27 protein-coding genes and 1 tRNA gene are annotated in these 26,320 nt (G+C 71.5%); 11 read left to right on the top strand and 17 right to left on the bottom strand.

Going from position 1 to position 26,320, the window contains the following annotated elements:
* The first annotated feature begins 2 nt into the window (after positions 1-2).
* The gene (locus ACYVNR_RS05125; protein WP_461047018.1) at positions 3-215 is read left to right on the top strand and encodes a hypothetical protein; all 213 of its coding nucleotides are present in this window, start codon (positions 3-5) and stop codon (positions 213-215) included.
* On the opposite strand, the gene ACYVNR_RS05120 is transcribed toward ACYVNR_RS05125, so the two are convergent.
* The 4 genes from ACYVNR_RS05120 to ACYVNR_RS05105 all read right to left on the bottom strand — a co-directional run bounded on the left by ACYVNR_RS05120 (position 212) and on the right by ACYVNR_RS05105 (position 4,173).
* Positions 212-1,591, bottom strand: a complete 1,380-nt coding sequence (locus ACYVNR_RS05120; RefSeq protein WP_461047016.1) for a dihydrolipoyl dehydrogenase family protein — start codon at positions 1,589-1,591, stop codon at positions 212-214. The genes ACYVNR_RS05125 and ACYVNR_RS05120 overlap by 4 nt on opposite strands.
* Before the next feature lie 106 nt (positions 1,592-1,697).
* Positions 1,698-2,324 (bottom strand): rhodanese-like domain-containing protein, encoded by a 627-nt coding sequence (locus ACYVNR_RS05115; protein ID WP_461047014.1) that lies wholly within the window; start codon positions 2,322-2,324, stop codon positions 1,698-1,700.
* 76 nt (positions 2,325-2,400) lie between these two features.
* Positions 2,401-3,783 carry an MBL fold metallo-hydrolase gene (locus tag ACYVNR_RS05110; RefSeq protein WP_461047012.1) on the bottom strand — a complete coding sequence of 461 codons (1,383 nt, stop codon included), beginning with the start codon at positions 3,781-3,783 and terminating at the stop codon, positions 2,401-2,403.
* 66 nt (positions 3,784-3,849) lie between these two features.
* On the bottom strand, positions 3,850-4,173 hold the full coding sequence (locus ACYVNR_RS05105; RefSeq protein ID WP_461047010.1) for a rhodanese-like domain-containing protein: 324 nt from the start codon (positions 4,171-4,173) through the stop codon (positions 3,850-3,852).
* A 170-nt stretch (positions 4,174-4,343) separates the two neighbouring features.
* Between ACYVNR_RS05105 and trxA the strand changes: the two genes are divergently transcribed.
* The 3 genes from trxA to ACYVNR_RS05090 all read left to right on the top strand — a co-directional run bounded on the left by trxA (position 4,344) and on the right by ACYVNR_RS05090 (position 5,482).
* Positions 4,344-4,715, top strand: coding sequence for a thioredoxin (gene trxA / locus ACYVNR_RS05100; RefSeq protein ID WP_045191387.1), 372 nt, complete (start codon positions 4,344-4,346; stop codon positions 4,713-4,715).
* A 72-nt stretch (positions 4,716-4,787) separates the two neighbouring features.
* Positions 4,788-5,198: a DUF302 domain-containing protein gene (locus ACYVNR_RS05095; protein ID WP_461047008.1), complete on the top strand. Its 411-nt coding sequence runs from the start codon at positions 4,788-4,790 to the stop codon at positions 5,196-5,198.
* Positions 5,199-5,215: 17 nt separating this feature from the next.
* Positions 5,216-5,482 carry a metal-sensitive transcriptional regulator gene (locus tag ACYVNR_RS05090; RefSeq protein WP_045191385.1) on the top strand — a complete coding sequence of 89 codons (267 nt, stop codon included), beginning with the start codon at positions 5,216-5,218 and terminating at the stop codon, positions 5,480-5,482.
* Between the two features lie 158 nt (positions 5,483-5,640).
* On the opposite strand, the gene ACYVNR_RS05085 is transcribed toward ACYVNR_RS05090, so the two are convergent.
* The 4 genes from ACYVNR_RS05085 to ACYVNR_RS05070 all read right to left on the bottom strand — a co-directional run bounded on the left by ACYVNR_RS05085 (position 5,641) and on the right by ACYVNR_RS05070 (position 9,527).
* Positions 5,641-6,930: an MFS transporter gene (locus ACYVNR_RS05085; RefSeq protein WP_461047005.1), complete on the bottom strand. Its 1,290-nt coding sequence runs from the start codon at positions 6,928-6,930 to the stop codon at positions 5,641-5,643.
* Positions 6,930-7,739, bottom strand: a complete 810-nt coding sequence (locus tag ACYVNR_RS05080; RefSeq protein ID WP_461047003.1) for a sulfite exporter TauE/SafE family protein — start codon at positions 7,737-7,739, stop codon at positions 6,930-6,932. The genes ACYVNR_RS05085 and ACYVNR_RS05080 overlap by 1 nt, the downstream gene beginning before the upstream one ends.
* A 116-nt stretch (positions 7,740-7,855) precedes the next feature.
* The gene (locus ACYVNR_RS05075) at positions 7,856-8,023 is read right to left on the bottom strand and encodes a hypothetical protein (RefSeq protein WP_458798708.1); all 168 of its coding nucleotides are present in this window, start codon (positions 8,021-8,023) and stop codon (positions 7,856-7,858) included.
* 124 nt (positions 8,024-8,147) lie between these two features.
* Positions 8,148-9,527 carry an MBL fold metallo-hydrolase gene (locus tag ACYVNR_RS05070; protein ID WP_461047001.1) on the bottom strand — a complete coding sequence of 460 codons (1,380 nt, stop codon included), beginning with the start codon at positions 9,525-9,527 and terminating at the stop codon, positions 8,148-8,150.
* A 190-nt stretch (positions 9,528-9,717) separates the two neighbouring features.
* On the opposite strand from ACYVNR_RS05070, the gene ACYVNR_RS05065 reads away from it, so the two are divergent.
* Complete coding sequence (locus ACYVNR_RS05065) at positions 9,718-10,452, top strand: DUF2202 domain-containing protein (protein WP_461046999.1); 735 nt, start codon at positions 9,718-9,720, stop codon at positions 10,450-10,452.
* Here the strand turns inward: ACYVNR_RS05065 and ACYVNR_RS05060 are convergent, their stop codons facing one another.
* Both ACYVNR_RS05060 and ACYVNR_RS05055 read right to left on the bottom strand, forming a co-directional pair.
* Positions 10,453-11,658 carry a sensor histidine kinase gene (locus ACYVNR_RS05060; protein ID WP_461046997.1) on the bottom strand — a complete coding sequence of 402 codons (1,206 nt, stop codon included), beginning with the start codon at positions 11,656-11,658 and terminating at the stop codon, positions 10,453-10,455.
* Positions 11,655-12,386, bottom strand: a complete 732-nt coding sequence (locus ACYVNR_RS05055; RefSeq protein WP_461046995.1) for a response regulator — start codon at positions 12,384-12,386, stop codon at positions 11,655-11,657. The genes ACYVNR_RS05060 and ACYVNR_RS05055 overlap by 4 nt, the downstream gene beginning before the upstream one ends.
* Before the next feature lie 141 nt (positions 12,387-12,527).
* On the opposite strand from ACYVNR_RS05055, the gene ACYVNR_RS05050 reads away from it, so the two are divergent.
* Entirely contained in the window at positions 12,528-13,808 is a 1,281-nt protein-coding gene (locus ACYVNR_RS05050) for an amidohydrolase (RefSeq protein WP_461046993.1), read from the top strand.
* 71 nt (positions 13,809-13,879) lie between these two features.
* Here the strand turns inward: ACYVNR_RS05050 and ACYVNR_RS05045 are convergent, their stop codons facing one another.
* The gene (locus ACYVNR_RS05045; RefSeq protein WP_461046991.1) at positions 13,880-14,671 is read right to left on the bottom strand and encodes an SDR family NAD(P)-dependent oxidoreductase; all 792 of its coding nucleotides are present in this window, start codon (positions 14,669-14,671) and stop codon (positions 13,880-13,882) included.
* Between the two features lie 121 nt (positions 14,672-14,792).
* On the opposite strand from ACYVNR_RS05045, the gene ACYVNR_RS05040 reads away from it, so the two are divergent.
* Positions 14,793-15,287, top strand: coding sequence for a MarR family winged helix-turn-helix transcriptional regulator (locus ACYVNR_RS05040; RefSeq protein WP_045191470.1), 495 nt, complete (start codon positions 14,793-14,795; stop codon positions 15,285-15,287).
* Positions 15,288-15,376: 89 nt separating this feature from the next.
* On the opposite strand, the gene ACYVNR_RS05035 is transcribed toward ACYVNR_RS05040, so the two are convergent.
* Positions 15,377-15,457, bottom strand: a tRNA-Tyr gene (locus ACYVNR_RS05035).
* Positions 15,458-15,594: 137 nt separating this feature from the next.
* Here ACYVNR_RS05035 and ACYVNR_RS05030 point away from each other — a divergent pair.
* Complete coding sequence (locus ACYVNR_RS05030) at positions 15,595-16,089, top strand: YajQ family cyclic di-GMP-binding protein (RefSeq protein WP_045190851.1); 495 nt, start codon at positions 15,595-15,597, stop codon at positions 16,087-16,089.
* An 84-nt stretch (positions 16,090-16,173) separates the two neighbouring features.
* Here ACYVNR_RS05030 and ACYVNR_RS05025 read toward each other — a convergent pair whose 3' ends face one another.
* The gene (locus ACYVNR_RS05025; protein WP_458798715.1) at positions 16,174-16,962 is read right to left on the bottom strand and encodes a DUF4031 domain-containing protein; all 789 of its coding nucleotides are present in this window, start codon (positions 16,960-16,962) and stop codon (positions 16,174-16,176) included.
* Positions 16,963-17,104: 142 nt separating this feature from the next.
* On the opposite strand from ACYVNR_RS05025, the gene ACYVNR_RS05020 reads away from it, so the two are divergent.
* Both ACYVNR_RS05020 and ACYVNR_RS05015 read left to right on the top strand, forming a co-directional pair.
* Complete coding sequence (locus tag ACYVNR_RS05020) at positions 17,105-17,395, top strand: WXG100 family type VII secretion target (RefSeq protein ID WP_045190853.1); 291 nt, start codon at positions 17,105-17,107, stop codon at positions 17,393-17,395.
* 239 nt (positions 17,396-17,634) lie between these two features.
* Complete coding sequence (locus ACYVNR_RS05015; protein WP_461046988.1) at positions 17,635-20,874, top strand: hypothetical protein; 3,240 nt, start codon at positions 17,635-17,637, stop codon at positions 20,872-20,874.
* Positions 20,875-21,066: 192 nt separating this feature from the next.
* On the opposite strand, the gene groL is transcribed toward ACYVNR_RS05015, so the two are convergent.
* The 3 genes from groL to ACYVNR_RS05000 all read right to left on the bottom strand — a co-directional run bounded on the left by groL (position 21,067) and on the right by ACYVNR_RS05000 (position 23,972).
* A complete protein-coding gene (gene groL / locus ACYVNR_RS05010; protein ID WP_045190855.1) occupies positions 21,067-22,698 on the bottom strand; it encodes a chaperonin GroEL in 1,632 nt (543 codons plus the stop codon).
* 214 nt (positions 22,699-22,912) lie between these two features.
* Entirely contained in the window at positions 22,913-23,332 is a 420-nt protein-coding gene (locus ACYVNR_RS05005; protein ID WP_045191078.1) for an HIT family protein, read from the bottom strand.
* 73 nt (positions 23,333-23,405) lie between these two features.
* Positions 23,406-23,972: a hypothetical protein gene (locus ACYVNR_RS05000; RefSeq protein ID WP_461046985.1), complete on the bottom strand. Its 567-nt coding sequence runs from the start codon at positions 23,970-23,972 to the stop codon at positions 23,406-23,408.
* A 162-nt stretch (positions 23,973-24,134) separates the two neighbouring features.
* Between ACYVNR_RS05000 and ACYVNR_RS04995 the strand changes: the two genes are divergently transcribed.
* Positions 24,135-25,001, top strand: coding sequence for an MBL fold metallo-hydrolase (locus ACYVNR_RS04995; RefSeq protein WP_461046983.1), 867 nt, complete (start codon positions 24,135-24,137; stop codon positions 24,999-25,001).
* A gap of 115 nt (positions 25,002-25,116) precedes the next feature.
* On the opposite strand, the gene ACYVNR_RS04990 is transcribed toward ACYVNR_RS04995, so the two are convergent.
* Positions 25,117-26,121 carry a type IV toxin-antitoxin system AbiEi family antitoxin domain-containing protein gene (locus tag ACYVNR_RS04990; RefSeq protein WP_461046981.1) on the bottom strand — a complete coding sequence of 335 codons (1,005 nt, stop codon included), beginning with the start codon at positions 26,119-26,121 and terminating at the stop codon, positions 25,117-25,119.
* Positions 26,122-26,320: the final 199 nt, after the last annotated feature.

Genomic DNA, 26,320 nt, shown 5'->3' with positions numbered 1-26,320 from the left:
CCGTGACCGCACAGCACCCCGATCCCCGTGTCGACGTCCCCGAGGCCGATCTGCTCGAGCAGCAGACCCCCGCAGGGGCACCCGAGCCCGGCGACCGGTCCTCCGACACTGCGTCACCACCCACGTCGACGGACACCGCGGATGTGGCAGACCGGCTCGAACAGCTCGAGGACGTGCCGTCGGAGGACGACGAGGACTACCCGCACGAGGTCTAGGACGCGCCACCCGGCAGGGGGGCCAGCTCGGCGAGCACCTCGTTGAGCGCTTCGGTGCTCGACGGGTGCGTCCAGATGCCGTCCAGCAGCTCGTCGGCCGTGGCGCCTGCCCTCATGGCCAGGGCCACGAGGTTGACGAGCTCCTGGGAGTCGACGCAGAGGAGGGTCGCGCCGAGGATCTCCCGTGTTGCCGCGTCGACGGTGAAGGTGACCACGCCGTCGGCGTCGCCGACGATCTTGGGCCGCGGCATCGTCGCGATCCGGGCCACCTGCTTGCTCGCGTAGAGCACGTCGTGGCCGGCTGCGCGCGCCTCCAGCGGCGTGAGACCCACCTGCGACAGGGGTGGGGTGGTGAACGTCGTCCGCGGCACGGCGACCCGGTCGGTCGTGGAACGGCGCCCCTCCCCCGTCAGCTGGTCCCACACGACGCGGTTGTCGTCGAGCGAGATGTAGGTGAACTGCGGACCGCCGTTGACGTCACCGACGGCGAAGACGTCCTCGGCGGAGGTGCGCAGCCGGTCGTCGACGACGATGAATCCTCTTTCATCCGTGTCGATTCCGGCCGCGTCGAGTCCGAGGTTGCGGGTCACCGGCGTCCTGCCGGTCGCGAGCAGCACCGCGTCGCACTCGAGGTCGTCGTCGGGCAGGGCCACGCGCAACCCCGCACCCGCCTGCTCGATCCACCGCACCCGGGCGCCATGACGCACCGTCACCCCGCGTCGCGACAGCACGTCCTCGACCGCCGCGCCTACACCGGGCGCGGCGTCCGGCACCAGGGCGTCACGGGAGTCGAGCAGGGTCACGTAGGCGCCGAAGAGCGCGAACATGTTCGCGAACTCCAGACCGACGAACCCGGCACCCACGACGACGAGCCGCTCGGGAAACGGGTCGGCGTGCTGGATGGTCGTCGAGTCGTACACCCCGGGCAGCGAGGCGCCGGTGATCTCAGGGCGCGCCGGCACCGTCCCGGTTCCGACGACGACCTTCTCGGCCGTCACGATGACCTCGCCGTCAGCGGCGCGCACGGTGACCTCCTTCGGGCCGGTGAAGCGCGCTTCGCCGTCGAGCAGCGTCGCGACGCCTTCGAGCATGCCGTGGTTGGCCGCGTTGAGCCCCCCGATGAGGGCGTCGCGGTCGGCGACAGCTCGCCTGAAGTACCCAGCCGGGTCGTCGCTCGGACGGCGCGCCTCGGCCGACACGACGAGGTCCTTCGTCGGCACGCAGGCGACGTTGATGCACGTTCCGCCGTACATGGCCGGATCGCGCTCGACGAGAGCGACCGACCGACCCGTGGCCGAGTAGCGCTTGGCGAGGGTCTTTCCCGCCTTGCCCCACCCGATGACCAACAGGTCGACGTGCAGTGGCGACGTGGTCACGACGGGGCCTCCTCGGACGCGCGGGGCGTGCCGTGTCGGCACCCTGTCACTCTCGTGCCCGTGGGTTTCACGGCGCAACCGCCGAGCGCCGGCTTCCTCCGCGCCGTCAGTCGGCGGCGCGACCGAGCTCGCGCAGGACGGAGTCGAGGCTCGGACCGGTGCGGCGGTTGTAGGGCAGCATCGACAGCGCCTTGCTCATCGCGCAGCTGTTGGTGACTGCCGCTCCCGTGAGGCCGGCGCCGATCGCCGCCGACACCCACTTGAGGGCCGGCACCTTGGTGCTGGCCAGCACGCCGGACAGGACGATGCCTCCGGCGACGAGCCGCACCTGGCGCTCGAGCTCCCAGGTCTGCGTGCCCCGTTTGAGCGGGCCGCCCGAAGCCTCCCAGGCGGACACGCCGCCGGTGAGGACGTGGAGGTTGGCGAGACCCGTCGAGCCGAGCAGCGCCTCCGCCTGGGTGGCCCGGGCCCCGGATCGGCAGACGAGCACGACGTCGTCGTCGAGGTGCGAGCGCAGCTCGTCGCGGTGCTCGCGCAGCAACGGCAGGGGGACGTTGTAGGAGCCGGGGATGTGGGAGGTCGTGAACTCGGCCGGAGTTCGCACGTCGAGCAGGCGCGGGCGGTCGTCGCCGGCCAGCCACTCCTGCAGCGCCTGCGGATCCAGTGCTGCAGGGCGGCGCGGGGTGGTGCGGGTCGCGGTGGGATCGCTGTGGACGGAGGCGTTGGTGCTCATGGTTCCTTTCACGTTCCCGCCTGCCGGGCTGCGGGCGGGGTCAGGGCGGCGCGGCGGATCGGCCACCGCGCCGGGCTCAGGCTGCCGACCTCAGTGGGAGGCCGGCGGCTGCTGCGTGCTCCTCGAAGCTGTCGTCGACGGCGACGACATGGTGGCCGTGGGCGGCGAGGACCGATGCGGCGATCGAGGCGCGGTAGCCACCCGCGCAGTGCACCCAGACCTCGCCCGCGGGGACCTCCGTCAGCCGCTCGAGGAGCTCGTGCAACGGGAGGTTGACGGCATCGTCGATGTGCGACTCGGTGAACTCCGAGGCGCGGCGCACGTCGAGGACGGCGACGTGTCGGTGGTGCCGCACCTGGGCGAGGTCGGCGAAGGTGGCGCGGTCGAAGGAGCCGAGCGGTGAGTCGGTCCAGTCCGCGGGAGCGCCCGTGGCGGCGCCCTCGAGGTGGTCGATGCCGATGCGGACCAGCTCGCGCTGGGCCTCGGCGACCTGTTCGGGACTCTCCCCCAGCAGCGTGAGCGGCGTGCCCCACGGGATGAGCCAGCCGAGGTAGGTGGCGAACTGGCCGTCGACGCCGAAGTTCAGCGTTCCCGTGACGTACCCGGCGGCATACGCGGTCCGGTTGCGCAGGTCGACGACCCACTCCCCGTCGGTGATGCGGCGCGCGACCACCGCCTTGTCGGCCCGTTCGGGGGTCGTCAGGTCGGCCGCCTGCGGGCCGGCGCTGTTCGCAGGCCCCATGTGGGCGTAGTAGGCGGGGTACGCGTCGAGCCCGGCGAGCGTGTCGGCCACCCAGCGCTCCTCCTCCTGGGTGAGGGCCGGGTTCGCCTTCTTCTCCTGGCCGATGGTCGAGGCGGTCGTGTCACCCGCGGAGCCGGCGGAGCAGAAGCTGCCGAAGCCGTGGGTGGGCAGGACGTGGGTGTGCTCGGGCAGCTCGTGGACGAGGCGCTGCGCGGAGGCGTACTGGTGGTGGACGAGGTCGTGGGTGTGCTCGTGCCCGAGCAGGTCGGGCCGGCCGGTGGCGCCGAAGAGCAGTGAACCTCCCGTGAAGACGCCGACGGGCTCGAGCGTTCCGGTCTCGTCGTTCGCGGCGTCCAGGGCGTACGAGAGGTGCGTGTACGTGTGTCCGGGGGTGGCGATGACCCGGACGCGCAGCGCGGGTGACACGTCTAGGACGTCGCCGTCACTGACGGGGACGCGCTCGTAGGCGACGTCGTCGGCGGCGTTGACGTGGTACGCGGCACCGGTGGCCCGGGCCAGGGCGTAGCCACCCGTGACGTAGTCGTTGTGGATGTGCGTCTCGAAGACGTGGGCGATGGTGACGTCGGCGTCCCTCGCGAGGTCGAGGACACGGTCGATGTCGCGCTGCGGGTCGATGACGATCGCGACCTCACCGTCGTGGGCGAGGTAGCTGCGGTCGCCGAGGGTCGGGGTGTCGATGGGGATGATGGTCGCCATGGGCAGGGTCCTTTCGGGGCGGGCGGACGTTCGTGGAGCCTGTCGGGGCCGCTGGTGCGGCGCGGGTCAGGCGGACGGCTTGGTGCCGCCCACGACCGGGCGCCCGGATGCCGCCCAGGCGGACGTCCCGCCGTCGACGGATCGGGCGTCGAAGCCCGCGCGAACGAGGTAGTCGCTCATGGCGCGGCTGCGGTTCCCGCTGGCACAGACGACGTAGACGGGGCGGTGGCGGTCGAGCTCGCCGACGCGCGAGGGCAGCTGGCCCATCGGCATCAGCACGGCTCCGGGCACGTGCCCGCCGACGTACTCACCGGGCTCTCGCACGTCCACGACGGTGGCGCCGTCAGCGGCAGCGGCAGCGAGCTGGTCGATGCTGGCAGTGATGGACATGTCGCTCCTTCGATAGATCGATGCATACCCCTGGGTGTATTGTTCGAACAGCACCCTAACCCGTCGCAACTCATTCGTCGAACTGGGAATGACTGCACTAGACGAGAGGTTTTATACCCCAGAGGGTATAGTCGTACCCAAGAGAAACCGTTCCTGTCCAAGGAGATTCAATGTCCACGCAGAACTTGACCGCCGCCGACTTCGAGTCGTCCATCACCCGCGAGGGCATCACCCTCGTCGACTTCTGGGCCTCGTGGTGCGGGCCGTGCCGCATGTTCGCCCCGGTCTACGAGGCCGCGTCCGAGAAGCACCCCGACATCGTCTTCGGCAAGATCGACACCGAGGCGGAGCAGCAGCTCAGCGCCGCCGCCGGCATCACCTCGATCCCGACCCTCATGGCCTTCCGCGACGGCATCCTCGTCTTCAGCCAGCCGGGCGCGCTCCCCGCCGCTGCGCTGGAACAGGTCATCACCGCCGTCCGCAACCTCGACATGGACGACGTGCGCGCGAAGGTCACTGCGGCGCAGCCGGCCGACGCCTGAGCCCCACCAGCAGCCACCAGGCCGTGCGCTGCGCCCCCAGGACGCGCCTGCGCCCGAGATCAGGAGAGAGACATGGACTACACGCTCACCACCACCGTCGAGGCGGACTTCGACGTGACCCTCGCCGAGACACGGGCCCGGCTGGCTGAGGTCGGCTTCGGCGTCCTCACCGAGATCGACCTCGCGTCCACCCTCAAGGCCAAGCTCGGCGTCGACATCGCCCCCCAGGGGATCCTCGGCGCCTGCCGGCCACCACTGGCTCACGCCGCCCTCAAGGCAGAGCCGTCCATCGGCGTCCTGCTGCCCTGCAACGTCGTCGTCCGCTCGATCGGCGAGGGCCACACCCTTGTCGAGGCCATGGACCCGGCGACCATGGTCGAGCTCACCGGCAACGACCGGCTCGCAGACATCGCCGCAGACGCACACGACCGACTGACCCAGGCACTCCAGGCGCTCACGGCGTCGGGCGCACGCCGGCCATGAACCAGAAGGAGACTCGCATGGTCACACCGACAGCAGAGGAGATGGCGCCGATCCTCAACCGGCTCAAGCGCGCCCAGGGTCAGCTCGGAGGCGTCATCCGCCTCATCGAGGAGGGCCGCGACTGCCGCGACGTGGTCACCCAGCTCGCGGCCGTCAACAAGGCGCTCGACCGGGCCGGCTTCGCGATCATCTCGACCAACCTGCGCGAGTGCATGGCCTCGCCCGAGGGCCTGCAGGACGAGGACCAAGCCGCTCTCGAGAAGCTCTTCCTGAGCCTGGCCTGAGCCCCCGCATCACGACACACCAGCGGCGACCCCGGTGGGTGGGTCCGGACTCATGCGCATCAGGCGCGCCCACGCCGAACGCGTCGCCCCGGACGCTGGGGGCAGTCCACCGCTCGACGACCGACGACCGTGACGGGCGGCGGACCGGGATCTCCGCATCAGGTGTCAGATCGATGGCGGGTCTCGTACATCCGCACGGCGACAAGCAGCCCCGAGAGCGCGGTGAGGGCCGCAACGACCCAGACTGCGGCGCGTACCCCGAGGGCGTCGGCCACGACACCGGCCAGGACCGCCCCGGCGGCGAAGCCGGCGTCGCGCCACAACCGGTAGGCACCCACCGCCCGAGCTCGCCACGCGGGGTGTGCGACGTCGCCGATCGCGGCGAGCAGGGTCGGGTAGACCATGGCGGTGCCTGCGCCGAGCAGGGCCGCGGCGAAGGCCCAGAGGGCGAACGAGTCGACGGCGGCGATGACGGCGAGCGCGACGGCCTGCACGAGCATCCCGGAGGCGATCATCCACTTCCGACCGACGTGGTCCGACAGGCCGCCGGTGACGAGCTGGCCCAGGCCCCACACGGCCGGGTAGATCGCCGCGAGGATGCCGATCTGCGACACGGACAGGCCGACGCCGGCGAAGAGGATCGGGAAGACGCCCCACGCCAGGCCGTCGTTGAGGTTGTTGACCAGTCCGGCCTGGGTCGCTGCCGACAGGGCCGGCTCTCGGAAGCTGGTCTGGGTGAACACCTGCCGGTTGGTCAGCGCGTCGTGGAGGTGGTCGTGCCGACCGTCCGGGCGGGCGCTGTGGCCGGCCGCCTCGAGCCGGGCGTGCCCGCGGGTCTCCTTGACGGCCAGGGTCGAGAGCCCCAGCCCGAGCGCTGCATAGGCGATGCCGAGCAGGAAGGGCGCCGGGCGCAGGCCGTGGGCCTGGGCGATGTAGCCGGTGGCCAGGGCGGTGCCCGCGACGGCGGCATACCCGGCGGCCTCGTTGAACCCCATCGCGAGGCCGCGCCGGGCAGGGCCGACGAGGTCGATCTTCATGACGACGGTGGTCGACCAGGTCATGCCCTGGCTGACGCCGAGCAGCACGTTGGCCGCGACGACCCAGCCCCACGTCGGGGCCCAGATGAGCAGCAGCGGCACCGGGAGCGCGACCAGCCAGCCGGCCACGAGGACCGGCTTGCGGCCGAACCGGTCCATCCACGAGCCGGCGACGTAGTTGGTCAGCGCCTTGGCGAGGCCGAAGACGAGGATGAAGGCGAGCCCGGCGGTGTATCCGGTCAGCCCGAAGACGTCCTTGCCCAGCAGCGGGACGACCGTGCGTTCCTGGCCGAGCATGCCGCCGACGAGGGCGTTGACGGCCACGAGCGTCCCGAACTGGGCGAGATTCTGTCGGAGCCCCAGCACGATCCGGGGCTCGCCACCGGTCTGGCGCGTGCGCTGGAACGACATCAGCCGATCAGGCCCAGTGACCGGACGCCCGTGTAGAAGGCGACGACGACGAGCAGCGTGGCGAACGCGATGGTGAGGTGCCGCGGGTTGGCCCGGCCGGCGAGTCGACCGCCGACGAGGCTGCCGACGACGGCGGCAGCGGTGAAGACCCCGATCATCGACCAGTCGAGGTGACCCGCCCCGGAGCCGAGCCTCGCGGCGAGCGCCGTGGCGCTGTTGACGCCGATGACGAGCAGCGAGGTGCCGACAGCCACCGGCATGGGGAAGCCGAGGGCCAGCACGAGGGCGGGGACGAGCGCGAAGCCACCGCCGACGCCGAAGAAGCCGGTGAGGAGCCCGACGATCGTGGCTGTCACGAGGACCTTGGCGGCGCGCGGGCAGGCGCAGCTGAAGGGGCGCAGCGTCATCATCGGCTCGACGGTGGGGTCGATGGCGTGGCCGAGCCCGCGGGGCGCCTTGACGGCGCGACGGACCATCAGGGCCGCGACGAGGAGCATCAGTGCCGCGAATGCGGTGAGCAGCGTCGTGGGTCTCACGGAGGTCGACAGCGCGGATCCGGCGAAGGAGCCGGCGGTGCCGAGCACGCCGAACATGAGCCCCTGGCTGAAACGGACGCGCTTGGCGCGGGCGTGCGGCACCAGGGCGAGCAGGGAGGTGAGCCCCACGATGACGAGCGAGCTCGTCGTGGCCGTGCGCGCGTCCTGACCCAGGACGTAGACGAGGGCGGGGACGGTCAGGATGGAGCCCCCGCCACCAAGGGCTCCGAGCGACAGTCCGATGGCGATCCCGAGCGGGATGGCGATCAGCATGCGAGGCGGTCCTCTCGTGGTGGTCGGCGTCGGGAGACGTGGTGGCCCCCGGCGCGCCACCGGTCAGCGGCTCGTGCGGCTGGCCGGCGGCGCGTCGCCGTGTGCGGGTCGCGGGCTCAGCGGTTGAACAGCCGCGAGAGGAAGCCGCCCGAGGCGGACTCACCCTTCTCGTGGCCGTCGCAGCGCTGGGCCGGGGGGACGTTGCGCATGACCTGGTCGACGTGCTGGCCGCAGCCGGCCCAGGTCGTCTTGCCGCAGGTCCGGCAGGTGGCGGGTCGACACATGATGGTTCTCCTTGGTGTTTGCCGGCGGGTGCCGGGGACGGGGTGATGCGCGGGTGGCGCGGGGGGCGGGGTGGCGCGGGTTCCGAGAGGGACGGGCGTATGCCGTGTGGCGGGCCGGCGCGGGTCAGGAGGCGCTGGCGTGCGCGAGGTCCCAGGCGCCGTAGCCGCCGAGGATGTCGGAGACGTCCGCGAAGCCGCCGGCGCGCAGCAGGCTCGCCCCGACCGAGCTGCGCCAACCGCCCGCACAGTAGACGACGACGGGGCGCTCGGCGTCGAGCTCATGGGACCGGAGGCCCAGCTCTGCCAGCGGGATGTGGCGGGCGCCGGGCACCATGCCGGACTCGATCTCTCCGGCGTTGCGGATGTCGACGACCTGCACGTCGGCGCGCGCCGTCGCCTCGTCGACGTCGGCGACCGACAGGCGGCTGGCCCGGTCGACCTGGTCCTGGTGCGTCAGGAAGTACTCCTCGACGTCCGCCACGTATCCCACGACGTGGTCGTAGCCGATGCGGGCGAAGCGGGTGGCGACCTCCTGCTCCTGGCCCTCGGGGGCAACGACGACGATCTCGTTCTCGGGCGAGAAGACCATGCCGACGGTCTCGGCCATCCGGCCCTCGACGGGCACGTTCACCGAGCCGCGCAGGTGCGCCGCCGCGAACTCCTGCACGTCGCGCGCGTCGTGGATGCGGGCGCCGCGGGCCAGGGCCGCCTCGACCTCGGCGCCATCGAGCGAGGGCACGCTCGCGTCGAGGTCGCGCAGGTCGCGGGACTGCTTGTTGAGCGTGGCGTTGTAGGCGAAGTAGGTCGGTGCCGTGGGCTGCCCGGCCGTCACGACCTCGAGGAACTGCTCCTCGGTCATCGGCTGGCACGCGTAGTTGAAGCGCCGCTGCTCACCGATGGTCGACTGGCGCTCGGTCGAGAGGTTCTTGCCGCAGGCCGAGCCCGCCCCGTGAGCGGGGAACACGCGTACGTCGTCGGGCAGCCCCATGAGCTTGCGCTGGACCGAGTCGTAGAGCATCTGCCCGAGCTCGGTCGCCGTGACACCGACGGAGGCGAGCAGGTCGGGGCGGCCGACGTCGCCGATGAAGAGGGCGTCTCCGGTGAGCACGCCGTAGGCGACCTCGTCGTCGGCGTGTTCGCGGACGAGGACCGAGATCGACTCGGGCGTGTGGCCGGGCGTCGTCATGACCTCGAGGGTCACGTCACCCAGGGAGATCCGCTCCCTGTCGGTGAGCGAGCGCACCGGGAAGTCGGTGACGGCCGCGTCTCCGTAGCCGATCCACGCGCCGGTGGCCCGGGCCAGCTCGAGGTGCCCGGAGACGAAGTCGGCGTGGAAGTGGGTGTTGATGATTCCGACGGTCGTCAGGCCACGCGCTTCGGCGTCGGCCAGGTACTCCGCGACGTCGCGTCGCGGGTCGACGACGACGGCCAGGCGGCTCTTCTCGTCGGCGATGAGATAGGACGCCTGCGACAGGCAGTCGAGGTAGTACTGGGTGAAGATCACGGTTCCTCCAGGTGTGGCGGGAAGTTCTGGACCACCATAACAGATACCCCTAGGGGTATCGAGGGAACAGGTCTCGCGGCCGACACGGAGGCTTCACACCAGGCCCCGCCCACCCTTCACGCACGACGCGTTGACTGAAGGTGTGAAGGACTCGGACCACCCGAGCCCACCGTCCGGGAAGGACAGGACCATGAAGACGTGGATGACCCGCCCGCTGGCTCTCGCCACCGCAGCCGTCGTCGTGGGGGCGGGCGCCGAGATCTCTGCCGCCGCTGCCTCCGGAGGCGTCGCCGGGGTACCTCCGGAGGCCGCCGCTGCGGTGAGCAGCGTCACCGCGGCCGACGCAGCCCTGACGCAGCTGCTGCGGTTCGGCAGCGAGGAGGAGCGGATGGCGCGCGACCTCTATGCCGCCTTCGCCGCACGCTACGGCGACGGGACGCCTTTCGCGTGGATCTCCGCGAGCGAGCAGCGCCACCTCGACGCCATGGGCACCCTCCTGACGAGGTATGCCGTCACGGACCCCGGGTCGGGCAAGGCCGCCGGGACGTACGCCGACGCGACGATCCAGTCGCTCTACGACCGCTGGCTGGCGCAGGGCAACACCTCGCTCGCCGCCGCCTACCAGGTCGGCGTCGCCCTGGAGCAGCGCGACATCGCCGACCTGCGGACCGCGGTCACGAAGACGACCGCCTCGGACGTGCGTCAGGTCCTCACCCATCTGCAGCGGGCGTCGGAGCACCACCTCGCCGCCTTCGAGGCCGCGGCAGCGGGCCGCACCGTCACGGGGCCGGGCGCCGGCATGGGCCCGGGTGCCGGCATGGGCCCGAGTGCCGGCATGGGCCCGGGTGCGGGCATGGGGCCGGGCGCCCGGGTGGGTGCGACCGACCGGGACGGCACGTGCCCGATGTGGGACGACGCCCGCTGACTACCGCCGTCGCCGGTCGACCGCAGGACGGGTCGGGTCGGACGCCGCGACGGGACGCGGGGCCTCGGGGTGCGTCGCAGTGGGGTGCGTCGCGGTGGGGTCCGTCGCGGCGAAGAGGGGCAGAGCCGCGGTGAAGGTGGAACCGCGACCGCGCCCGGCCGACGCGGCGGTGAGCTCGCCGCCGTGCGCGCACACGATGCCCCGGGCCACGGTCAACCCGATGCCCGAGCCGGACTCGGCACCCACGCTCCGGCGCCTGGGCACCCGGTAGAAGCGCTCGAACACCCGCTCGAGGTCGGCCGCGTCCAGGCCCTCGCCGGTGTCGGACACCTGCACCAGCGCCTGCCCGTCACGCCGCGTGCACGTCACGGCGATGCGGCCCCCCGGGGCGGTGGCGCGAATGGCGTTGCCGACCAGGTTGGTCACAACCTGCGCGAACCGATCCGGGTCGACCAGGGCCACGACCGCGTCCGCAGCCGGAGCGTGCAGCTCGAGCCCGGCGTCCTGCGCCTGCGGACGCATACGTTCCGCAGCGCGGCGCACGAGCGTGCCGAGGTCGTGGGGCCTGACGGCGAGGTCCAGCCGTCCCTCCTCCGCGCGCGACAGCGCCGAGAGGTCGTCGGCCAGGCGCCGCAGGCGGCGGACCTCGTCGCCGACGCTCCCGAGCGGGGCCGGGTCGCGAGGCAGGACGCCGTCGATCATGCCCTCGACGTAGCCGTCGATCACGGTCAGCGGGGTTCGCATCTCGTGCGCGAGCTCCCCGAGCAGGCGGACACGGCGGGCCTCCGCGCCCGCCATGGCGGCGCCGAGGCGGTTGAGGTCGGTGGCCAGCTCGGCGAGCTCGGCCTCGTGCGGCACCGACACGACCGTGGCGTAGTCACCGCCTGCCATCCGGCGCGCCGCACGGCCCATGGCGCCCAGTGGACGCAGGAGCCGCCAGGCGGCGAACGCCCCGAACGTCGCGGCGGCCACGCTGCCGAGGAGCGCTCCGACGAGGAGGGCCTGGTCCACCGAGTCGGCGAACTGCGTGCGCAGTGAGGCCTCCCCCGCGCGCCCCATGCCCATCCCGGTGCCCATGCCCGCGCGGTTCATCGAGCTGTCGAACAGCGTGGGGGCCAGCTGCCGCACGATGACGAAGGTCGCGACGGTCCCGATGAGTGCGACGACCAGGTGCGAGAGGACGAGTCGTGTCGACAGGCGGTTCATGACGCTCCCTCCAGGACATCGGGCAGGAAGCGGTAGCCGACCCCTCGGACGGTGCCGATGACCCGGGGGTCCGCCGCGTCGTCGCCCAGGGCGCGCCTCATGTTGCGGACGTGCACGTCCACGACTCGCTCGTCGCCGAAGAAGTCGTAGCCCCAGACCTGTTCGAGGAGCTGCCCGCGGGAGAAGACGCGACCGGGACTCCGGGCCATCGCGGCCAGCAGGTCGAACTCCAGGGCGGACAGCTCGACCGGGACGCCCCTGCGATGCACCTCGCGCCGGCCCTCGTCGATGGACACACCCTCGAAGGCGAGCACGGCGACGGCGCGGCGCGCGGGGCTCGCGTCGCCGGTCGTCGCCGCATCGCGCGGTGCTCGGCGCAGCACGGCTTTGGCTCGCGCGACGATCTCACGCGGGCTGAAGGGCTTGGTGACGTAGTCGTCGGCACCCACGCCCAGGCCGACGAGCTTGTCCACCTCCTCCGACCGGGCCGTCACGAGGATGACCGGCACCTGCGATTCCTGGCGCAGGGTGCGCAGCACCTCGATGCCGTCGACATCGGGGAGGCGCACGTCGAGCAGCACGAGCGAGGGGCCTTCCGAACGCACCAGACGCAGCGCATCGCCACCGGTGCCGGCCTCCGTGACGCTGAACCCGTCGGCCTCCAGGTAGGCCCTCAGCACGGCGCGGATCTGCGGCTCGTCGTCGACCACGAGGACCTGTCGCTCCATCGGTGCCCCCTTCCAGGGCCTGCTCCGTCCCGTTCCCCATGATACCCGCTGGGGTATGCCGTCATGAGCAGTTCGACGCCCTGCGGTGCCCCATCCGTGACATCGTGGATCGGCCCCGGTCCCGCTCCACCAGGAGGCACGATGACCAGCTCGCCCTCCGCAGCCACGACAGTCCTGTCCGACCTCGGAGGGTGCCGGCCGTGGCAGGAGGACTTCTACCGCCACCTGCACCAGCACCCGGAGCTGTCCCACCGGGAGCACGAGACGGCAGCTGCCGTCGCCGAGCGGCTGCGCGGGAGCGGCTACGAGGTGACCGAAGGCATCGGCGGCACCGGCGTCGTCGGGATCCTGCGCAACGGCGACGGCCCCTCGGTGCTGCTGCGCGCCGACATGGACGCCCTGCCGGTCGAGGAGGCGACCGGGCTGCCGTACGCGAGCACGGCCACGGCGACCGCCGGCGACTCCGCCGAGCCGGTGCCTGTCATGCACGCCTGCGGCCACGACGTGCACGTCACCTGCCTGCTCGGCGCCGCCGACCTGCTCGCCCGCCACCGCGATGCATGGAGCGGCACGGTCGTGGCGCTGTTCCAGCCCGCCGAGGAGCTCGGCGACGGCGCCCGCCGGATGGTCGACGACGGGCTGGCCGGGGTCGTGGGCCCCGTGGACGTCGCCCTCGCCCAGCACGTGCTGCCCGGCGTCGCCGGCACCGTGGGCACCCGGTCGGGAGCGGTGCTGTCGGCCGCCGACAGCATGCGCGTGACGGTGCACGGGCGCGGCGCCCACGGCTCGATGCCGCAGGCAGCGGTCGACCCGGTCGTGCTGGCCGCGATGATCGTCGTGCGGCTGCAGACCGTCGTCTCACGCGAGATCGCGCCGACGACGCCGGCCGTTCTCACCGTCGGCAGCATCCAGTCCGGCACGAAGAGCAACGTCATCGGCGACCGCGCCGTCCTCGAGCTCAACGTGCGCACGTTCGACGAGCAGACCCGCGCGTCGGTGCTCGAGGCGATCCGCCGCATCGTCGTCGCGGAGTGCCAGGCGTCCGATGCGCCGGGCGAGCCCGAGTTCGAGCTCTTCGACCGGTTCCCGCCCACGGTGAACGACGACGCGACGACGCAACGGGTCCGCACCGCCTTCGCCGAGCACTTCGGCGAGCTCGCGACCGAGCTGCCGCTGCAGAGCGCGAGCGAGGACTTCAGCGACCTGCCCACCGCGCTCGGCGTCCCCTACACCTACTGGGGCATCGGCGGCACCGACCCCGACGCGTACCGCGCGGCCGTCGAGGCGGGCACCGTCGCCAAGGACGTGCCCGTCAACCACTCCCCCTTCTTCGCGCCCGTCGTGCAACCGACGCTCGACACCGGCACCTCGGCCCTCGTCGTCGCCGCCCTCGCCTGGCTCGGACACCGAGCGGCTCGATGAGCCCGACGTCGTGGGCGTGGTCGCCCTGCGCTGTTACGCACGTGCTGCGAACCAGGGTCGGGCCGCCCGCATCAGAGGATGGACGTGAGCACTCCGCCGTCTGCGCGTACCGCGGCACCGTTCGTCGCGGATGCGAGCGGGCTCGCCAGGTAGACCGCCAGACTCGCGATCTCTGACGGGTCGATGAAGCGCTGCAGCAGTGACGTCCGGTTGCCGGCGACGATGGCGCCCTTGAGATCATCGACAGGGATGCCCTGTGCCTGCGAGATCCGGCTGACCGCGTCAGCGACGCCGTCCGAGTAGGTGGGTCCGCCAAGGATCGTGTTCACCGTGACCTCCGTGCCCCGCGTGCGCTTGGCGAGGCTGTTGCCGAGGGCCAGAACTGCCGCCTTGGTCATCCCGTAGTGGGCCATGTCAGCGGGAACGTTCACCCCGGACTCGCTGCTGATGAAGATGATCCGCCCCCAGCCCGCGGCGAGCATCGCGTCGAGGACGTGACGAGAGAGCCGGACTCCGCTCATGACGTTGACGTCGAAGTAGCGCTGCCAGTCCGCGTCGGAGATCGCCTCGAACGGCGTGACGTCGAACTGCCCCACGTTGTTCACGAGCACGTCGAGGTGCCCCAGCCGGTCGAGCATGCGCTGCACCTGGGTCGCATCCGCGAAGTCAGCGGTCAGTGCGCTCACGTCGGCCCCCGGCACGAGCTCCCGAAGGCGGTCCACCGCCGCGTCGACACGACCCGCGTCCCGGCCGTTGATGACGACCGAGGCGCCTTCCGCGAGCATGGCCTTCGCAATCGCGAACCCGATGCCCCGCGTCGAACCACTCACGAAGGCGCGCTTGCCCTGTAGCTGCATGTCCATGCTTCTGTGCCTGCTCCCGATCGTCCGCGGACTTGCTTGGTCAAGTCATCGACGACGTTATCACTTGCTCAGTCAAGTCATGGATCGGCGGTTCTCCCACGCCCTGCCCTACGCTGCTGGCATGTCAGACGCCGGCCACCCCGCATCGCTCGAGGGCGAGGACCTGGAGACCTGGGCCGCGCTGGCCACCGTCCTCGAGTGGCTACCGCCCGCCTTGGACGGACAGCTGCAGCGAGACGTGGGACTCACCCACTTCGAGTACGGCATCCTCTACGCGCTTGCCAACGCGCCGGACCGCCGGCTGCGCATGAGCGTGCTCGCCGGCTACGCCAACAGCTCGCTGTCGCGCCTGTCCCGTGCCGCCACCCGCCTGGAGGCCAAGGGACTGCTGCAGCGCACCCCGGACCCGAGCGACGGGCGCTACACCCTCGGCATCCTGACTGCCGCCGGCCATCGCACGTTCGAGCAGGCAACCCCCGGTCACGTGGAGACGGTGCACCGGCTCGTCCTCGATCGGCTCACCCAGCCGCAGCGGCGCCAGCTCCGCGACATCAGTCACCGCATCACGCGAGCCATCCGGGCCGACCAGGGCTGGCAGCCGCCCGAGACCGCGTAGCTCGCGCCATCGACCGGCGATCAAGCCCCTGGCACATGCAAGAGGCCCTGTCCCGCGTCTCCGCTGGTCAGGGCCTCTCGGGCACTGGGTGGCAGGTGAAGGATTCGAACCTTCGAAGCTTTCGCGACGGATTTACAGTCCGCTCCCATTGGCCGCTCGGGCAACCTGCCGTGGTGCGTCTGGAAGGATAGCAAGAGATCGGGCGGGCTCCGAATCGGGATCTCGACGACGCTTTCTGCGTGTCTGCACACCCTTCAGCGCCACGCCCGACAGACCAGCCACCAGCACTCGGAAGGACCCAACACCGATGGCCGACTCCTCGTTCGACATCGTCAGCAAGTTCGACAAGCAGGAGATCGCGAACGCGGTCAACAGCGCCAGCAAGGAGATCGCGACTCGCTACGACTTCAAGAACGTCGGCGCCTCCGTCGATCTCGCCGGCGAGGTGATCAAGATGAAGGCGAACACCGAGGAGCGCTGCCTGGCCGTCCTCGACGTCGTCCAGACGCACCTCGTCAAGCGCAAGGTGAGCCTCAAGCACCTCGACGTGCCGGAGGCCGGACCGCGCCTCTCCGGCAAGGAGTACCACCTCGACGCCCCGCTCAAGGAGGGCATCTCGCAGGAGAACGCGAAGAAGATCAACAAGCTGATCCGCGACGAGGGACCCAAGGGCGTCAAGAGCCAGATCCAGGGCGACGAGCTGCGCGTCTCGAGCAAGAGCCGAGACGACCTCCAGGCCGTCCAGCGCATGTTGCGCGAGGCGGACCTCGACGTCGCACTCACCTTCACCAACCAGCGCTGATGCGCGGGCTCGCTTGGCACGCAAGCGAGCCCACAACACCAGACCACGTATGCCGTCCACCCCGGTGGGCGGCATACGTGCGTCTCAGAACGGGCGGGTGAGACCTCGCAGGTCGGGGAAGACCTCGACCGCGAGCGGCCACCAGAAGAGATGGCCGCAGAGCTCGGCGTACTCCTCCGGGGTGACCCAGCGCGTCTCGTGGATGCCGTCGTCACCGTCGTTGATCTCGGGTCGCACGTGCTCGAGCCTCGTGCGGAAGACCTGGAGGTAGGGCTTGTCGCGCGTGAAGAGGTTGTCGTCGGTGCGGGGCGTGAATCTCTCGTAGCCGCAAGGGAGCACGTCGGGGTGACGCAGGCGCAGTCCGGTCTCCTCGTACGTCTCGCGCACGGCGTTCTCGACCGGCGTCTCGTCCTCCTCGCGCCAGCCCCCGGGCGAGCCCCACTCCCCCCGCCGGACACTGTGCACCGCGACGAAGTCGCCGCGGCGGTCGCGCACGAACACCATGGCGGCCAGCACCCGCGCGTGGTCGAGGGGGTCGTCGGAGGCCACGAGGTCGACGTCGCTGGCGCCGTTGGGGAACGACACGTCGAGGATGCGGCGCACGCCCCGGTCTCGCTTGCGCTTGCGCAGCCGCAGGCCCGAGGCGTTGAGCCGTCGCGCGAGGTCGACACCGGTCGTCGGGATCGCGCCCGCATCGACGGCCGACTGCCAGCGCGCCTCCGGCACGTCGTAGTGGTCGCCGTCGAACGAGCGGGGGTGCAGCTGAGCGGTGCGTGCGACGGCGTGCAGCTCGTCGTAGGAGGTGTCGCTGACCAGGTGGGCGAAGAGCCGACCGTGCGCAGGCCAGATGGGCTCGTCGATCCACACGGTCATGGGTCCGAGCCTAGGCCAGCCGCCCGACACCGCCGAGCCCGTCGCCGCCTGTGGATGACGACGGCCGCGTGCCGACCGCTCGACCTAGCCTCGGACGAAACGCGGCCACCACCGGGTCGGCCACCGATAGAGGAGTAGACACATGTCCCGTTCCGTCGTTGACACCGAACGCATCGCCGCGGCAGCCGGCGACATCCACCGGCTCGCCGACACCATCACGTCGAGCACCGCTGAGCTGCGCGGCCGGCTCGCCGGCATGGGCGCCGACTGGCAGGGCCCGGCCAAGGTCGAGTTCGAGCGCGTCATGCACGACTACCAGCGCATCCAGGCACAGATGACCGAAGCGCTCGCCGACGTCGGTCGCCTCACGCTCAAGGCCTCGACGGCGTACGCCGAGCACGAGAACGCGACCAGGGCCCTCTTCTCCCGCTGAGCCGCCCTACCGGTCGGTCCGCCCGGTCCCGCATGCCCGTCCCCCCGGCCGCCGCTGACCCCTCCCCGTCAGCGGCCGACCGGCGGCACCCCCCAGCCGGTCCGGTATGCAGGACCCGAGGGGGCGGCCCGCGGCGATCAGGCGTCCGGCCCCCCCCTCGGCAGAGCGGTCCGATTGAGGCGACCTTCACCCGAATCCGCCCCGTGCGCCCGTCTTGTCGGGATACTCGTTCCACGCCCATGCCACCCCAACGGGGCGCAGTGCTCGAGCAGCTGCGAGGTGCCATGCAGGGTCCGACGAGGACTGAGTACCACCGACGTGGCCTGCGCGCGGAGCGAAGGCGACTTCGCGGCTCGATCTTCTCGTTGGCGCTGCTCGTCCCGTTGCTCTGGCTCGGCGCGCTGGGCACGCCGACGCACGACGAGCTCGTGGCGGCGACCGGCATCTCGAGCGTCCTCGTCACGGCGATGATGACCTACGTCCTCGTGTCGATCGAGCGCAGCGCGGGACGCGACGCCGACTCCTGGTGGTCCGTGGCCCGGATCCCCCAGCTCGTCTTCGGGGTCGACCTCATCGTGCTGGTGATCTGGGCCGCCCCGTGGGCTCGGAATGCGCTTGTGGCTGGCAGCTCGGGGCAGTGGCTGCTTGTCGTCTCGGGGTGGATGATCACCATCTCCCTGGTCATTGGAGTCGTCGCGCTCGTCCGGCTCGACCTTCGCGTGACGATCGACCAGGTGGAGGCACGCTCGGAGCAGCGACGCGCCGCAGCAGCAGAAAGCGCCCCACCGGACCAGGCCGATCCCTCTCATGCGACGGAAGACGCAGGCCGGAACGATGTCGCCGGGGGCGGGGAGCCGGCAGCGCACGGTCGCGAGGTCGTCGCCTGCTCCGGAGGCGGGATCCGCGCCTCCGCCTTCGTCCTCGGCGGGCTCAACGCGATGCAGGACCGCGCCATCCAGGACCCGAAGAGGCCTGAACCGAGCCTCGTGGCGGTGAGCGGTGGCAGCTACATGGCCGCAGCGATGGGACTGCTGCGTGGCTGGTCCCCGACGGGATCCCCCGACGGCTCTCCGAAGGTGCCGTGGACCGCTGCCTTCAGTCTCCGATCCCCGGAGCTGCAGCGTCTCCGGCGGCACACCCGCGACCTGGTCGAACCTCGAGCCGAGGTCGTCTCGGCCTTCTTCCAATGGCTGCTCGGGGCCCTGGTCAACCTGTCGGTGCTGTTCGGCGCCGTGACACTGCTCGGCTCCGTCATGGGCTGGGTCACGAGACGGGCCTCCGCGTTGTCGTACGCCCGGTCGCAGCTGACGTGGGCGATCCCCTCGTGGGTGCTCTGGCTGCTCGCCGGGCTGGCCGCGGGAATCGTGCTCGCCACCATGAACGTGTGGATCCGGCAGACCCGACGCGACGCGCCCAGGGACCCCGACGCCCGGACGGTGTCCGGGCCGGGCGCCGAGAGCACCCGGCGCGGTCTCGGCCTCGCGCTGCTGGCCACCGCGTTCGTCTTCGTGGCCGTCCCCGGCGCCGTCACGGGGCTGAGCGCCCTCGCCGCCAACAACCAACCGACGCCAGCGGTCGCGCGCGTGATCCACGTCATCGGACTGACGGCGGAAGATCAGTGCGACCGGGCCGCTGCTGAGTCGGTGCTCCTGGCCGCCAGGGCCGCCCGGGCGGACGCAACCCTCAGCCCGGGCGAGAAGAGGTCCTTCGACGCCGGTGCCTGTGGCTTCGTCACCACCGTCACTCTTTCGGGGAACCTCGAGGAGTGCGTCTCCGGCGCGGCGGCAGCCTGTCCACGTTCCGACGAGCAGTGGCGCGCACTCGGGGCGGCGACGCTCGACGCGGCAGGTGACGTCAAGCGCACCGGCGTCGCCCAGTGGGCACTGCTCGGGGCGGTCATCAGCTCCGTCGTAGGGCTGATCCGCGGCGGCATGATCTCTCCGGGAGACGGCGAAAGCCGCCTCGTCGGTCGGCTGAAGCGCACCGTCTTCGCCTGGGTCCCCATGCTCCTGTTCGGCCTCGTCCTGCTCTGGGTCGTTCTCGTCGCCGTCTTCGGCATCGTGACGGACCCGAGCTCGATGAACAGGGGGTGGCGTTACGCGTTGCCGCTGGCCGGGCTGGTGTGCGCGATCTGGGTCGATGCCAACGTCACCTCGCTGCACGGCTACTACCGCCGACGCCTCGCCCACGCCTTCGCGGTGCGTCGGACGCCTCCCGGGTCAGCTGGGGAAGGCGTCGCACCACTGGACGAACAGGCGTACTACTCCTTCGCCGACCTGCGTCCAGACCGTCAGGCAGGCCCCGCTATCCCGTTGTCCATCGCGACCACGGCGAACATCCGCGCCTACGACGAGGCGCCGACCCGCCGGGGTGGCATCCCGTTCGTCTTCTCCCCTGACGTCGTGGAGCTCGCGCTGCCCGACGACGCGCCACACCGCCTCGACAGTGCCGCCTACGCTGCTTTCGCCGGACGCGGGAGGACGACGATCATGTCGGCCGTCGCCATGAGCGGCGCAGCCGTCAGCCCGATGGCGGGACGCTACTCGAAGGCGATGTCCCCCTTCCGGCTGCTTCTCACCGCCCTCAACATCCGCGTCGGCGTCTGGGTGCCGAACCCGCTGTGGTTCGGCGACGAGTCGATCCGGGCCACGACGGTCGGCGAGTACCTCACCCGCTGGCCGGCGGCGCCGTGGCTCGACAGCCGGCCGGGCATCGGCCAGGTCCTCAACGAGGCCGCCGGTCGGGGCTCCCTCCTCGACCGCTGGATCTACCTGACCGACGGCGGCCACCTCGACAACACCGGCCTGGTGGAGGCCGTCCGGTCCCTGCAGCGGCCGTGCAGCCACACAGGGCAAGCATCGGAAGGTCAGCCGGCAGTGGGCGGCACGGTGATCGTGTTCGACGCGAGCAACGACCGCGAGGGCACCTGGGCCGCTGTGGGCGATGCGCTGTCGGTGATCGCCTCGGACCTCGGCGTCGTCCTCACCCTCGACGACGAGGCACAGCGCGGCACCATGCCGGGAACGGGCGCGGACCAGCGCCCTGCTGCCCGGTGGTGGCGCAGCACGCCGAGCGACGCGCCGCCCGACTACGCCCGCATATACGTCGCTCCGGAGGCGGGCATCCGCGTGCTCGTGGTCAAGGCGGTCCGCCCCGGAGACCTGGCCTCGGTGGTGCTCCCCGAGGCCGTGCGCTCGTTCGCGATGCGACATGCCGACTTCCCTCGCGCGGCGACCACGCGTCAGGACTTCGGCGACCTCGAGTTCGAGGCCTACCGGCAGCTCGGCTGGTGGTGCGCGACCGAGGGGCTGTGCCTCCTCGACCGCGTCCGGCCGATCGCCTCGGCCCGGGCTGGGTCAGCGGAGTCGTCGCCGACCGAGACGTCGGTCGGCTCGCCTGCGCGCGGCACGCCGCAGCGCGGCTCGACAGAACCCGGATCATCAACGGGTGGCGAACCGGACGACCCCGGAACCGCCTGACCTCAGCGGAGCCGCGCGCCATGTCGTGCTCACACACGGTACCCCGAGGGGCGTCAGTGTTGCCCACGAGGCAGACGCCGAGGCGTCGCTTTCGGGGTGGCCTTTTTCAGCCCCGAGGACCGCATGCCGAAGGGCGGCTCCCCGTGGGGAACCGCCCTTCGGACGTGACTGCGTCGCGTGGGGCAGCTGGGCTCAGAAGCCCATGCCGCCCATGCCACCCATGTCGTCGCCACCCGGCATGGCCGCAGCGGCCTTCTCGGGCTTGTCGGCGATGACGGCCTCGGTCGTGAGGAACAGTGCGGCGATCGACGCGGCGTTCTGCAGCGCCGAGCGGGTCACCTTGACCGGGTCGATGATGCCGGCGGCCAGCAGGTCGCCGTACTCGCCCGTGGCGGCGTTGAGGCCGTGGCCGGCCTCGAGACCGCGCACCTTCTCGGCCACGACTCCACCCTCGAGACCGGCGTTGATCGCGATCTGCTTGAGCGGGGCCTCGGTCGCGACGCGCACGATGTTCGCGCCGGTCGCCTCGTCACCCTCGAGCGAGAGCTCGTCGAGCGCCTTGGCGGCCTGGATGAGAGCGACGCCACCACCGGCGACGATGCCCTCCTCGACGGCAGCCTTCGCGTTGCGGACGGCGTCCTCGATGCGGTGCTTGCGCTCCTTGAGCTCGACCTCGGTGGCCGCGCCCGCCTTGATGACGGCGACGCCGCCGGCGAGCTTGGCGAGGCGCTCCTGGAGCTTCTCACGGTCGTAGTCGGAGTCCGACTTCTCGATCTCGGCCTTGATCTGGGCGATGCGGCCCTCGATCTGCGAGCGGTCCTCGGCGTCCTCGACGATGGTCGTCTCGTCCTTGGTGACGACGACCTTGCGAGCCTTGCCGAGCAGGTCGAGGGTGGCGTTCTCGAGCTTGAGACCGACCTCCTCGGAGATGACCTGGCCACCGGTGAGGATGGCGATGTCGGTGAGCATGGCCTTGCGGCGGTCGCCGAAGCCCGGGGCCTTGACGGCGACGGACTTGAACGTGCCCTTGATCTTGTTGACGACGAGGGTCGCGAGGGCCTCACCCTCGATGTCCTCGGCGATGATCAGCAGCGGCTTGCCGGACTGCATGACCTTCTCGAGCAGCGGGACGAGGTCCTTGATGCTGCCGATCTTGCTGTTGGCGACGAGCACGTAGGCATCGTCGAGGACGGCCTCCATGCGCTCGGTGTCGGTGACGAAGTACGCCGAGATGTAGCCCTTGTCGAAGCGCATACCCTCGGTCATCTCCAGTTCGAGACCCATGGTGTTGGAGTCCTCGACGGTGATGACGCCTTCCTTGCCGACCTTGTCCATCGCCTCGGCGATGAGACCGCCGATCTCCTCGTCGGCCGCCGAGATGCTGGCGGTCGAGGCGATCTGCTCCTTGGTCTCGATCTCCTTGGCCTGCTCGAGCAGACGGGCGGAGACGGCCTCGACGGCCTTCTCGATGCCGCGCTTGAGGGCCATCGGGTTGGCACCCGCGGCAACGTTGCGCAGGCCCTCCTTGACCATGGCCTGGGCGAGGACGGTCGCCGTCGTCGTGCCGTCACCGGCGACGTCGTCGGTCTTCTTGGCAACTTCCTTGACGAGCTCCGCGCCGATCTTCTCGTACGGGTCGTCGAGCTCGATCTCCTTGGCGATCGAGACACCGTCGTTGGTGATCGTGGGGGCGCCCCACTTCTTCTCCAGCACGACGTTCCGGCCCTTCGGGCCGAGGGTCACGCGGACGGCGTCGGCGAGGATGTTCATCCCACGCTCGAGCCCGCGACGCGCCTCTTCGTCAAACGCAATGGTCTTGGCCATTCGGGTGGTTCCTCCCACGCGAATCGAAAGGTGGTGGGCCGCATGACGCCCGCGACGGACGGGACCGGTCTTCCCAGCTCACGTCGCTGCGAACCCAGCCCCTCGGCAGGCGGCCCATATTTCTGTCACTCCCACGGGGAGAGTGCTAACGCCATTATTGGCACTCTCGGGGTGCGAGTGCAAACAAAACGACGCACCCCCGGGAGGCCGGGGCTCACCCGGCAGGCTCGAGCGCCGCGGCGAGCCGGGCGGCATACGCGGCGGACTCCTCCTCGGAGGCGTACTTCGTGCGCGGCCAGAAGAAGCCGCGCAGGCCGTCGCCCTTGGTGCGCGGCACCACGTGCACGTGCAGGTGCGGCACCGACTGGCTCACCACGTTGTTCATCGCGACGAACGAGCCCTGTGCCCCGAGCCCGCCGACGACCGACGCCGCGAGGCGACGCGCGGCGCCGAGGAGTCCGGCGTGCAGGTCGTCGGGCAGGTCGAGCAGCGTGTCGACGTGCACGCGCGGCACCAACAGGACGTGGCCCTTGAAGACGGGCCGCCGGTCGAGGAAGCCGACGAAGTCCGGCTCGTCGAGCACCCGGTCGCTGGGCAGGTCACCGGCGACGATCGAGCAGAAGACGCAGTCCATGGCGACAGGCTGCCACGCAGCGCGGCCCCCGTCGCGCAGGCGTCGACGGGGGCCGCGGTGCGGTGGCGCCGGGTCAGCAGATGATGAGCAGGAAGCAGCCGCCGTCGGACGGCGTCGGGCTGCTCGTGGGGGTGGGCTTGGGCGAGCTCGGCTTCGGCTTCGGGCCGCCCCTGGTCGGCGACGGGCTCGGAGCCGCGGTCGACGACGACGGGGCCGGTGACGTGGGCGCGGGGGCCGGCGGAGGCGCCACCGTGGAGGTGGACGTCGGGTCGGGCGCCGGCGCCCGGGTCGTCGGCACGGTCGACGTGGCATCCGAGGCAGGCTGGACGACCGCGGTCGCGGGAGCCTGGGTCGAGGACGTGCCGGGCGTCGCCGCGGTGCTGGACGTGCCGGGCGCGTCGGCCGTGCCGTCGGACGTGCCCCAGCCGTCCTCCGACGGCGTCTCGGCGAAGTCCGAGCCGGGCACGTCGGGGAAGACGCCGGCGCTCATCGCCTCGTCGCGCCAGCTGTCGCCGGACCAGAGTGCGACGGCTCCGGTGGCGAGCAGGGCGAACGCGGCCAGGGCTGCCGCGATGACGACTCGACGACGACGTCGACCACCCGGTCCGGGCCGGAAGTCGGTGGAGGGCTCGAAGGACATGGCTCACCAACGTAGAGGAACCGGGCCGGGATCGCCTGTCCGGAGCAACCGCCGGGCAGCGGCACTACGGTGGGACCGTGCCCGAGGAGACATGGATCACACCGAGGACTCCGTCGTGACCGTCGGCGGGGGCGCGGCCGCCCCAGGACGCAGGGTGGGCACGTGACCGCCACCCACGGCTTCGTCGAGGTGGCCGACCGGGTCTTCGTCGCGCGCTACCGGCAGTGGGACGTCAACGTCGGCCTCGTGCTCGGCCGCGACGGGGCCGTCGTCATCGACACCCGCGCCAGCGACCTGCAGGGCCGGCAGGTGCTCGACGACGTGCGCCGTCTCGGGCGTGACATCGAGGTGCGCCACGTCGTCAACACGCACGTCCACTTCGACCACACCTTCGGCAACGCGGCGTTCGACGTGGCCACGGTGCACGCCCACGACAACGTCGGGCGCACGCTCGCCGAGTCCGCCGAGCAGGTCAAGGAGGCCCTGCGCGCCGACCCGGCCGGCGCCCCGGAGTACGGCTACACCGAGCGCGACGCCGCCGAGGTGCTGGCCACGCCCGTGCGCGGCCCGGACCGCACGTTCGGCTCCCACGCGACCGTCGACCTCGGCGACCGCGTCGTCACCATGGCGTATGCCGGCCGCGGCCACACCGACGGCGACGTGGCCGTCACCGTGCCCGACACCGAGGCGGTGTTCCTCGGCGATCTCGTCGAGGAGAGCGCCCACCCGTCGTTCGGCAGCGACTGCTACCCGCTCGAGTGGGCCGACACCCTCACCTCGCACCTGCTGCAGTCCGACGATGGCGCCGTCGTCGTGCCCGGCCACGGCCGGCCGGTCGACCTCGGCTTCGTGAGCCGGCAGCGCGACGACATCGCCGCCGTGGCAGCCGTGGTCCGCGAGCGCCGCCTGGCCGGCGGGTCGCTCGAAGAGGCGTTGCGGGACGCCGACCCGCGCCTGCCCTACCCGCTGCCCGACCTCGAGTCGGCGATCCGCCGCGGGTGGGAGCACCTGGCCCCACTCGCCCCCTGAGGGCCCTGAGGGCTCTGAGGGCTCTGAGGGCTCTGAGGGCTGACGCCCCCGCGGCCGCACTCGGTGAAGGCTTGTGCGGTGGATCGTCGGCGCCTGGTGCCGGAGATCCACCGCGCTAGCACGCCCGGCGTCGCGCGAGGTCCACCAGCGGCAGGGAACCGACCGGGCAGTCAGGTGAGCACGGCTCGGCGCCGCGCCATCCCCGACCGCCCAGCAGTCTCGCGAGCACCGCCGCGGTGCGGCATGGTTGCGCGACGTGCACCCACCCGAGCCGCACCGTCGTCTCGCCCGAGATCGCAGCGTCGACGTCACGCTCCAGGTCCTGCCACTGGACATCCGGCGCGGAGTGGACGAGGCGACCGTCGAGCTCGACCACGGTGCGCTGCTCGGGGTACTCGACGTCGCGGTATCTCGGCCCGCGACTGGTCACGACCCGTCGTTGGCGCCGTCCGGTGGGCAAGGCGTGCGGACGTTCGACGTCTCGGACGAACCGCCGCTCCAGGACCGAGCGCACGCCCACCGAGACGTCGCTCAGCACCTCGACCAGCAGCCGCCGGTGCCGGAGGCGGGAACGACTACGGACGACGGCCAGGAGCCGCTCCGGCGTGGTGCGACCCTGCTGGCAGGCGTCGGCGAGCACCGCGACCGCGTCGGACTCGCGACCGACGGCGTCCGCGACATCGACCAGCGCCTCGTCGAGCCGCAGTCGAGGTGGCGACAGGTGCAGCAGCGCCACTGCGGCGAAGTTCGAGCGGCGCGTGAGCACGACACCCGCGGGCGCCTTGACGTGACGATCACGGTCGACCGCCACATGGATGGTGAGCTCCTCGGCGGCGCCCGGTCTGCCGACACGCGGAACGCCTCCGAGGCCGTGCACTCGGAGGGCGGACGGCCCGGCCAACGCTGCGGGCTCGACCGCAAGCAGCGCGGCCCACGCCTGCTGCCGCCAGGGCAACGGGCCGGTGTGGGTCACGTAGACACCTGGGTGGACCACCGCCCACTCGCGGCGCCGGAGAAGTCGCTCGATGTCGTTGTCGGTCGCCCCGCACGCCAGCGCCTGTCTCCGGGCCACGACACCATCCTGCACGCGCAGCAGGTGCTCGATGGCAACGGTGTCCATTGCGCGACAGTGACTGCCTCGCCGGCACCGACGCCACGCGTCGCGAAGGGTTGTGGACGAGCCGGCATCTGGCTCTGGGGATGTGGATCCAGCTGCGGCTGGGCACCAGACCTCCCCGGCGCGGTGGATCGTCGGCGCCTGATGCCGGAGATCCACCACGTTGCCCACCGTCGGGGAACCTGCGCCCGTAGCATCCAGC

Source organism: Terrabacter koreensis, from assembly GCF_054783315.1.
The sequence above is the reverse complement of the archived record's forward strand: the minus strand, read 5'-3'. Positions and strand labels throughout refer to the sequence as shown.

Excerpts from the sequence above, each read along its gene's own strand:
- ACYVNR_RS05115 (WP_461047014.1), bottom strand. The coding sequence starts at position 2,324 with ATGAGCACCAACGCCTCCGTCCACAGCGATCCCACCGCGACCCGCACC.
- ACYVNR_RS05110 (WP_461047012.1), bottom strand. The coding sequence starts at position 3,783 with ATGGCGACCATCATCCCCATCGACACCCCGACCCTCGGCGACCGCAGC.
- ACYVNR_RS05105 (WP_461047010.1), bottom strand. The coding sequence starts at position 4,173 with ATGTCCATCACTGCCAGCATCGACCAGCTCGCTGCCGCTGCCGCTGAC.
- trxA (WP_045191387.1), top strand. The coding sequence starts at position 4,344 with ATGTCCACGCAGAACTTGACCGCCGCCGACTTCGAGTCGTCCATCACC.
- ACYVNR_RS05095 (WP_461047008.1), top strand. The coding sequence starts at position 4,788 with ATGGACTACACGCTCACCACCACCGTCGAGGCGGACTTCGACGTGACC.
- ACYVNR_RS05090 (WP_045191385.1), top strand. The coding sequence starts at position 5,216 with ATGGTCACACCGACAGCAGAGGAGATGGCGCCGATCCTCAACCGGCTC.
- ACYVNR_RS05085 (WP_461047005.1), bottom strand. The coding sequence starts at position 6,930 with ATGTCGTTCCAGCGCACGCGCCAGACCGGTGGCGAGCCCCGGATCGTG.
- ACYVNR_RS05080 (WP_461047003.1), bottom strand. The coding sequence starts at position 7,739 with ATGCTGATCGCCATCCCGCTCGGGATCGCCATCGGACTGTCGCTCGGA.
- ACYVNR_RS05075 (WP_458798708.1), bottom strand. The coding sequence starts at position 8,023 with ATGTGTCGACCCGCCACCTGCCGGACCTGCGGCAAGACGACCTGGGCC.
- ACYVNR_RS05065 (WP_461046999.1), top strand. The coding sequence starts at position 9,718 with ATGAAGACGTGGATGACCCGCCCGCTGGCTCTCGCCACCGCAGCCGTC.
- ACYVNR_RS05060 (WP_461046997.1), bottom strand. The coding sequence starts at position 11,658 with ATGAACCGCCTGTCGACACGACTCGTCCTCTCGCACCTGGTCGTCGCA.
- ACYVNR_RS05055 (WP_461046995.1), bottom strand. The coding sequence starts at position 12,386 with ATGGAGCGACAGGTCCTCGTGGTCGACGACGAGCCGCAGATCCGCGCC.
- ACYVNR_RS05050 (WP_461046993.1), top strand. The coding sequence starts at position 12,528 with ATGACCAGCTCGCCCTCCGCAGCCACGACAGTCCTGTCCGACCTCGGA.
- ACYVNR_RS05045 (WP_461046991.1), bottom strand. The coding sequence starts at position 14,671 with ATGGACATGCAGCTACAGGGCAAGCGCGCCTTCGTGAGTGGTTCGACG.
- ACYVNR_RS05040 (WP_045191470.1), top strand. The coding sequence starts at position 14,793 with ATGTCAGACGCCGGCCACCCCGCATCGCTCGAGGGCGAGGACCTGGAG.
- ACYVNR_RS05030 (WP_045190851.1), top strand. The coding sequence starts at position 15,595 with ATGGCCGACTCCTCGTTCGACATCGTCAGCAAGTTCGACAAGCAGGAG.
- ACYVNR_RS05025 (WP_458798715.1), bottom strand. The coding sequence starts at position 16,962 with ATGACCGTGTGGATCGACGAGCCCATCTGGCCTGCGCACGGTCGGCTC.
- ACYVNR_RS05020 (WP_045190853.1), top strand. The coding sequence starts at position 17,105 with ATGTCCCGTTCCGTCGTTGACACCGAACGCATCGCCGCGGCAGCCGGC.
- ACYVNR_RS05015 (WP_461046988.1), top strand. The coding sequence starts at position 17,635 with ATGCCACCCCAACGGGGCGCAGTGCTCGAGCAGCTGCGAGGTGCCATG.
- groL (WP_045190855.1), bottom strand. The coding sequence starts at position 22,698 with ATGGCCAAGACCATTGCGTTTGACGAAGAGGCGCGTCGCGGGCTCGAG.
- ACYVNR_RS05005 (WP_045191078.1), bottom strand. The coding sequence starts at position 23,332 with ATGGACTGCGTCTTCTGCTCGATCGTCGCCGGTGACCTGCCCAGCGAC.
- ACYVNR_RS05000 (WP_461046985.1), bottom strand. The coding sequence starts at position 23,972 with ATGTCCTTCGAGCCCTCCACCGACTTCCGGCCCGGACCGGGTGGTCGA.
- ACYVNR_RS04990 (WP_461046981.1), bottom strand. The coding sequence starts at position 26,121 with ATGGACACCGTTGCCATCGAGCACCTGCTGCGCGTGCAGGATGGTGTC.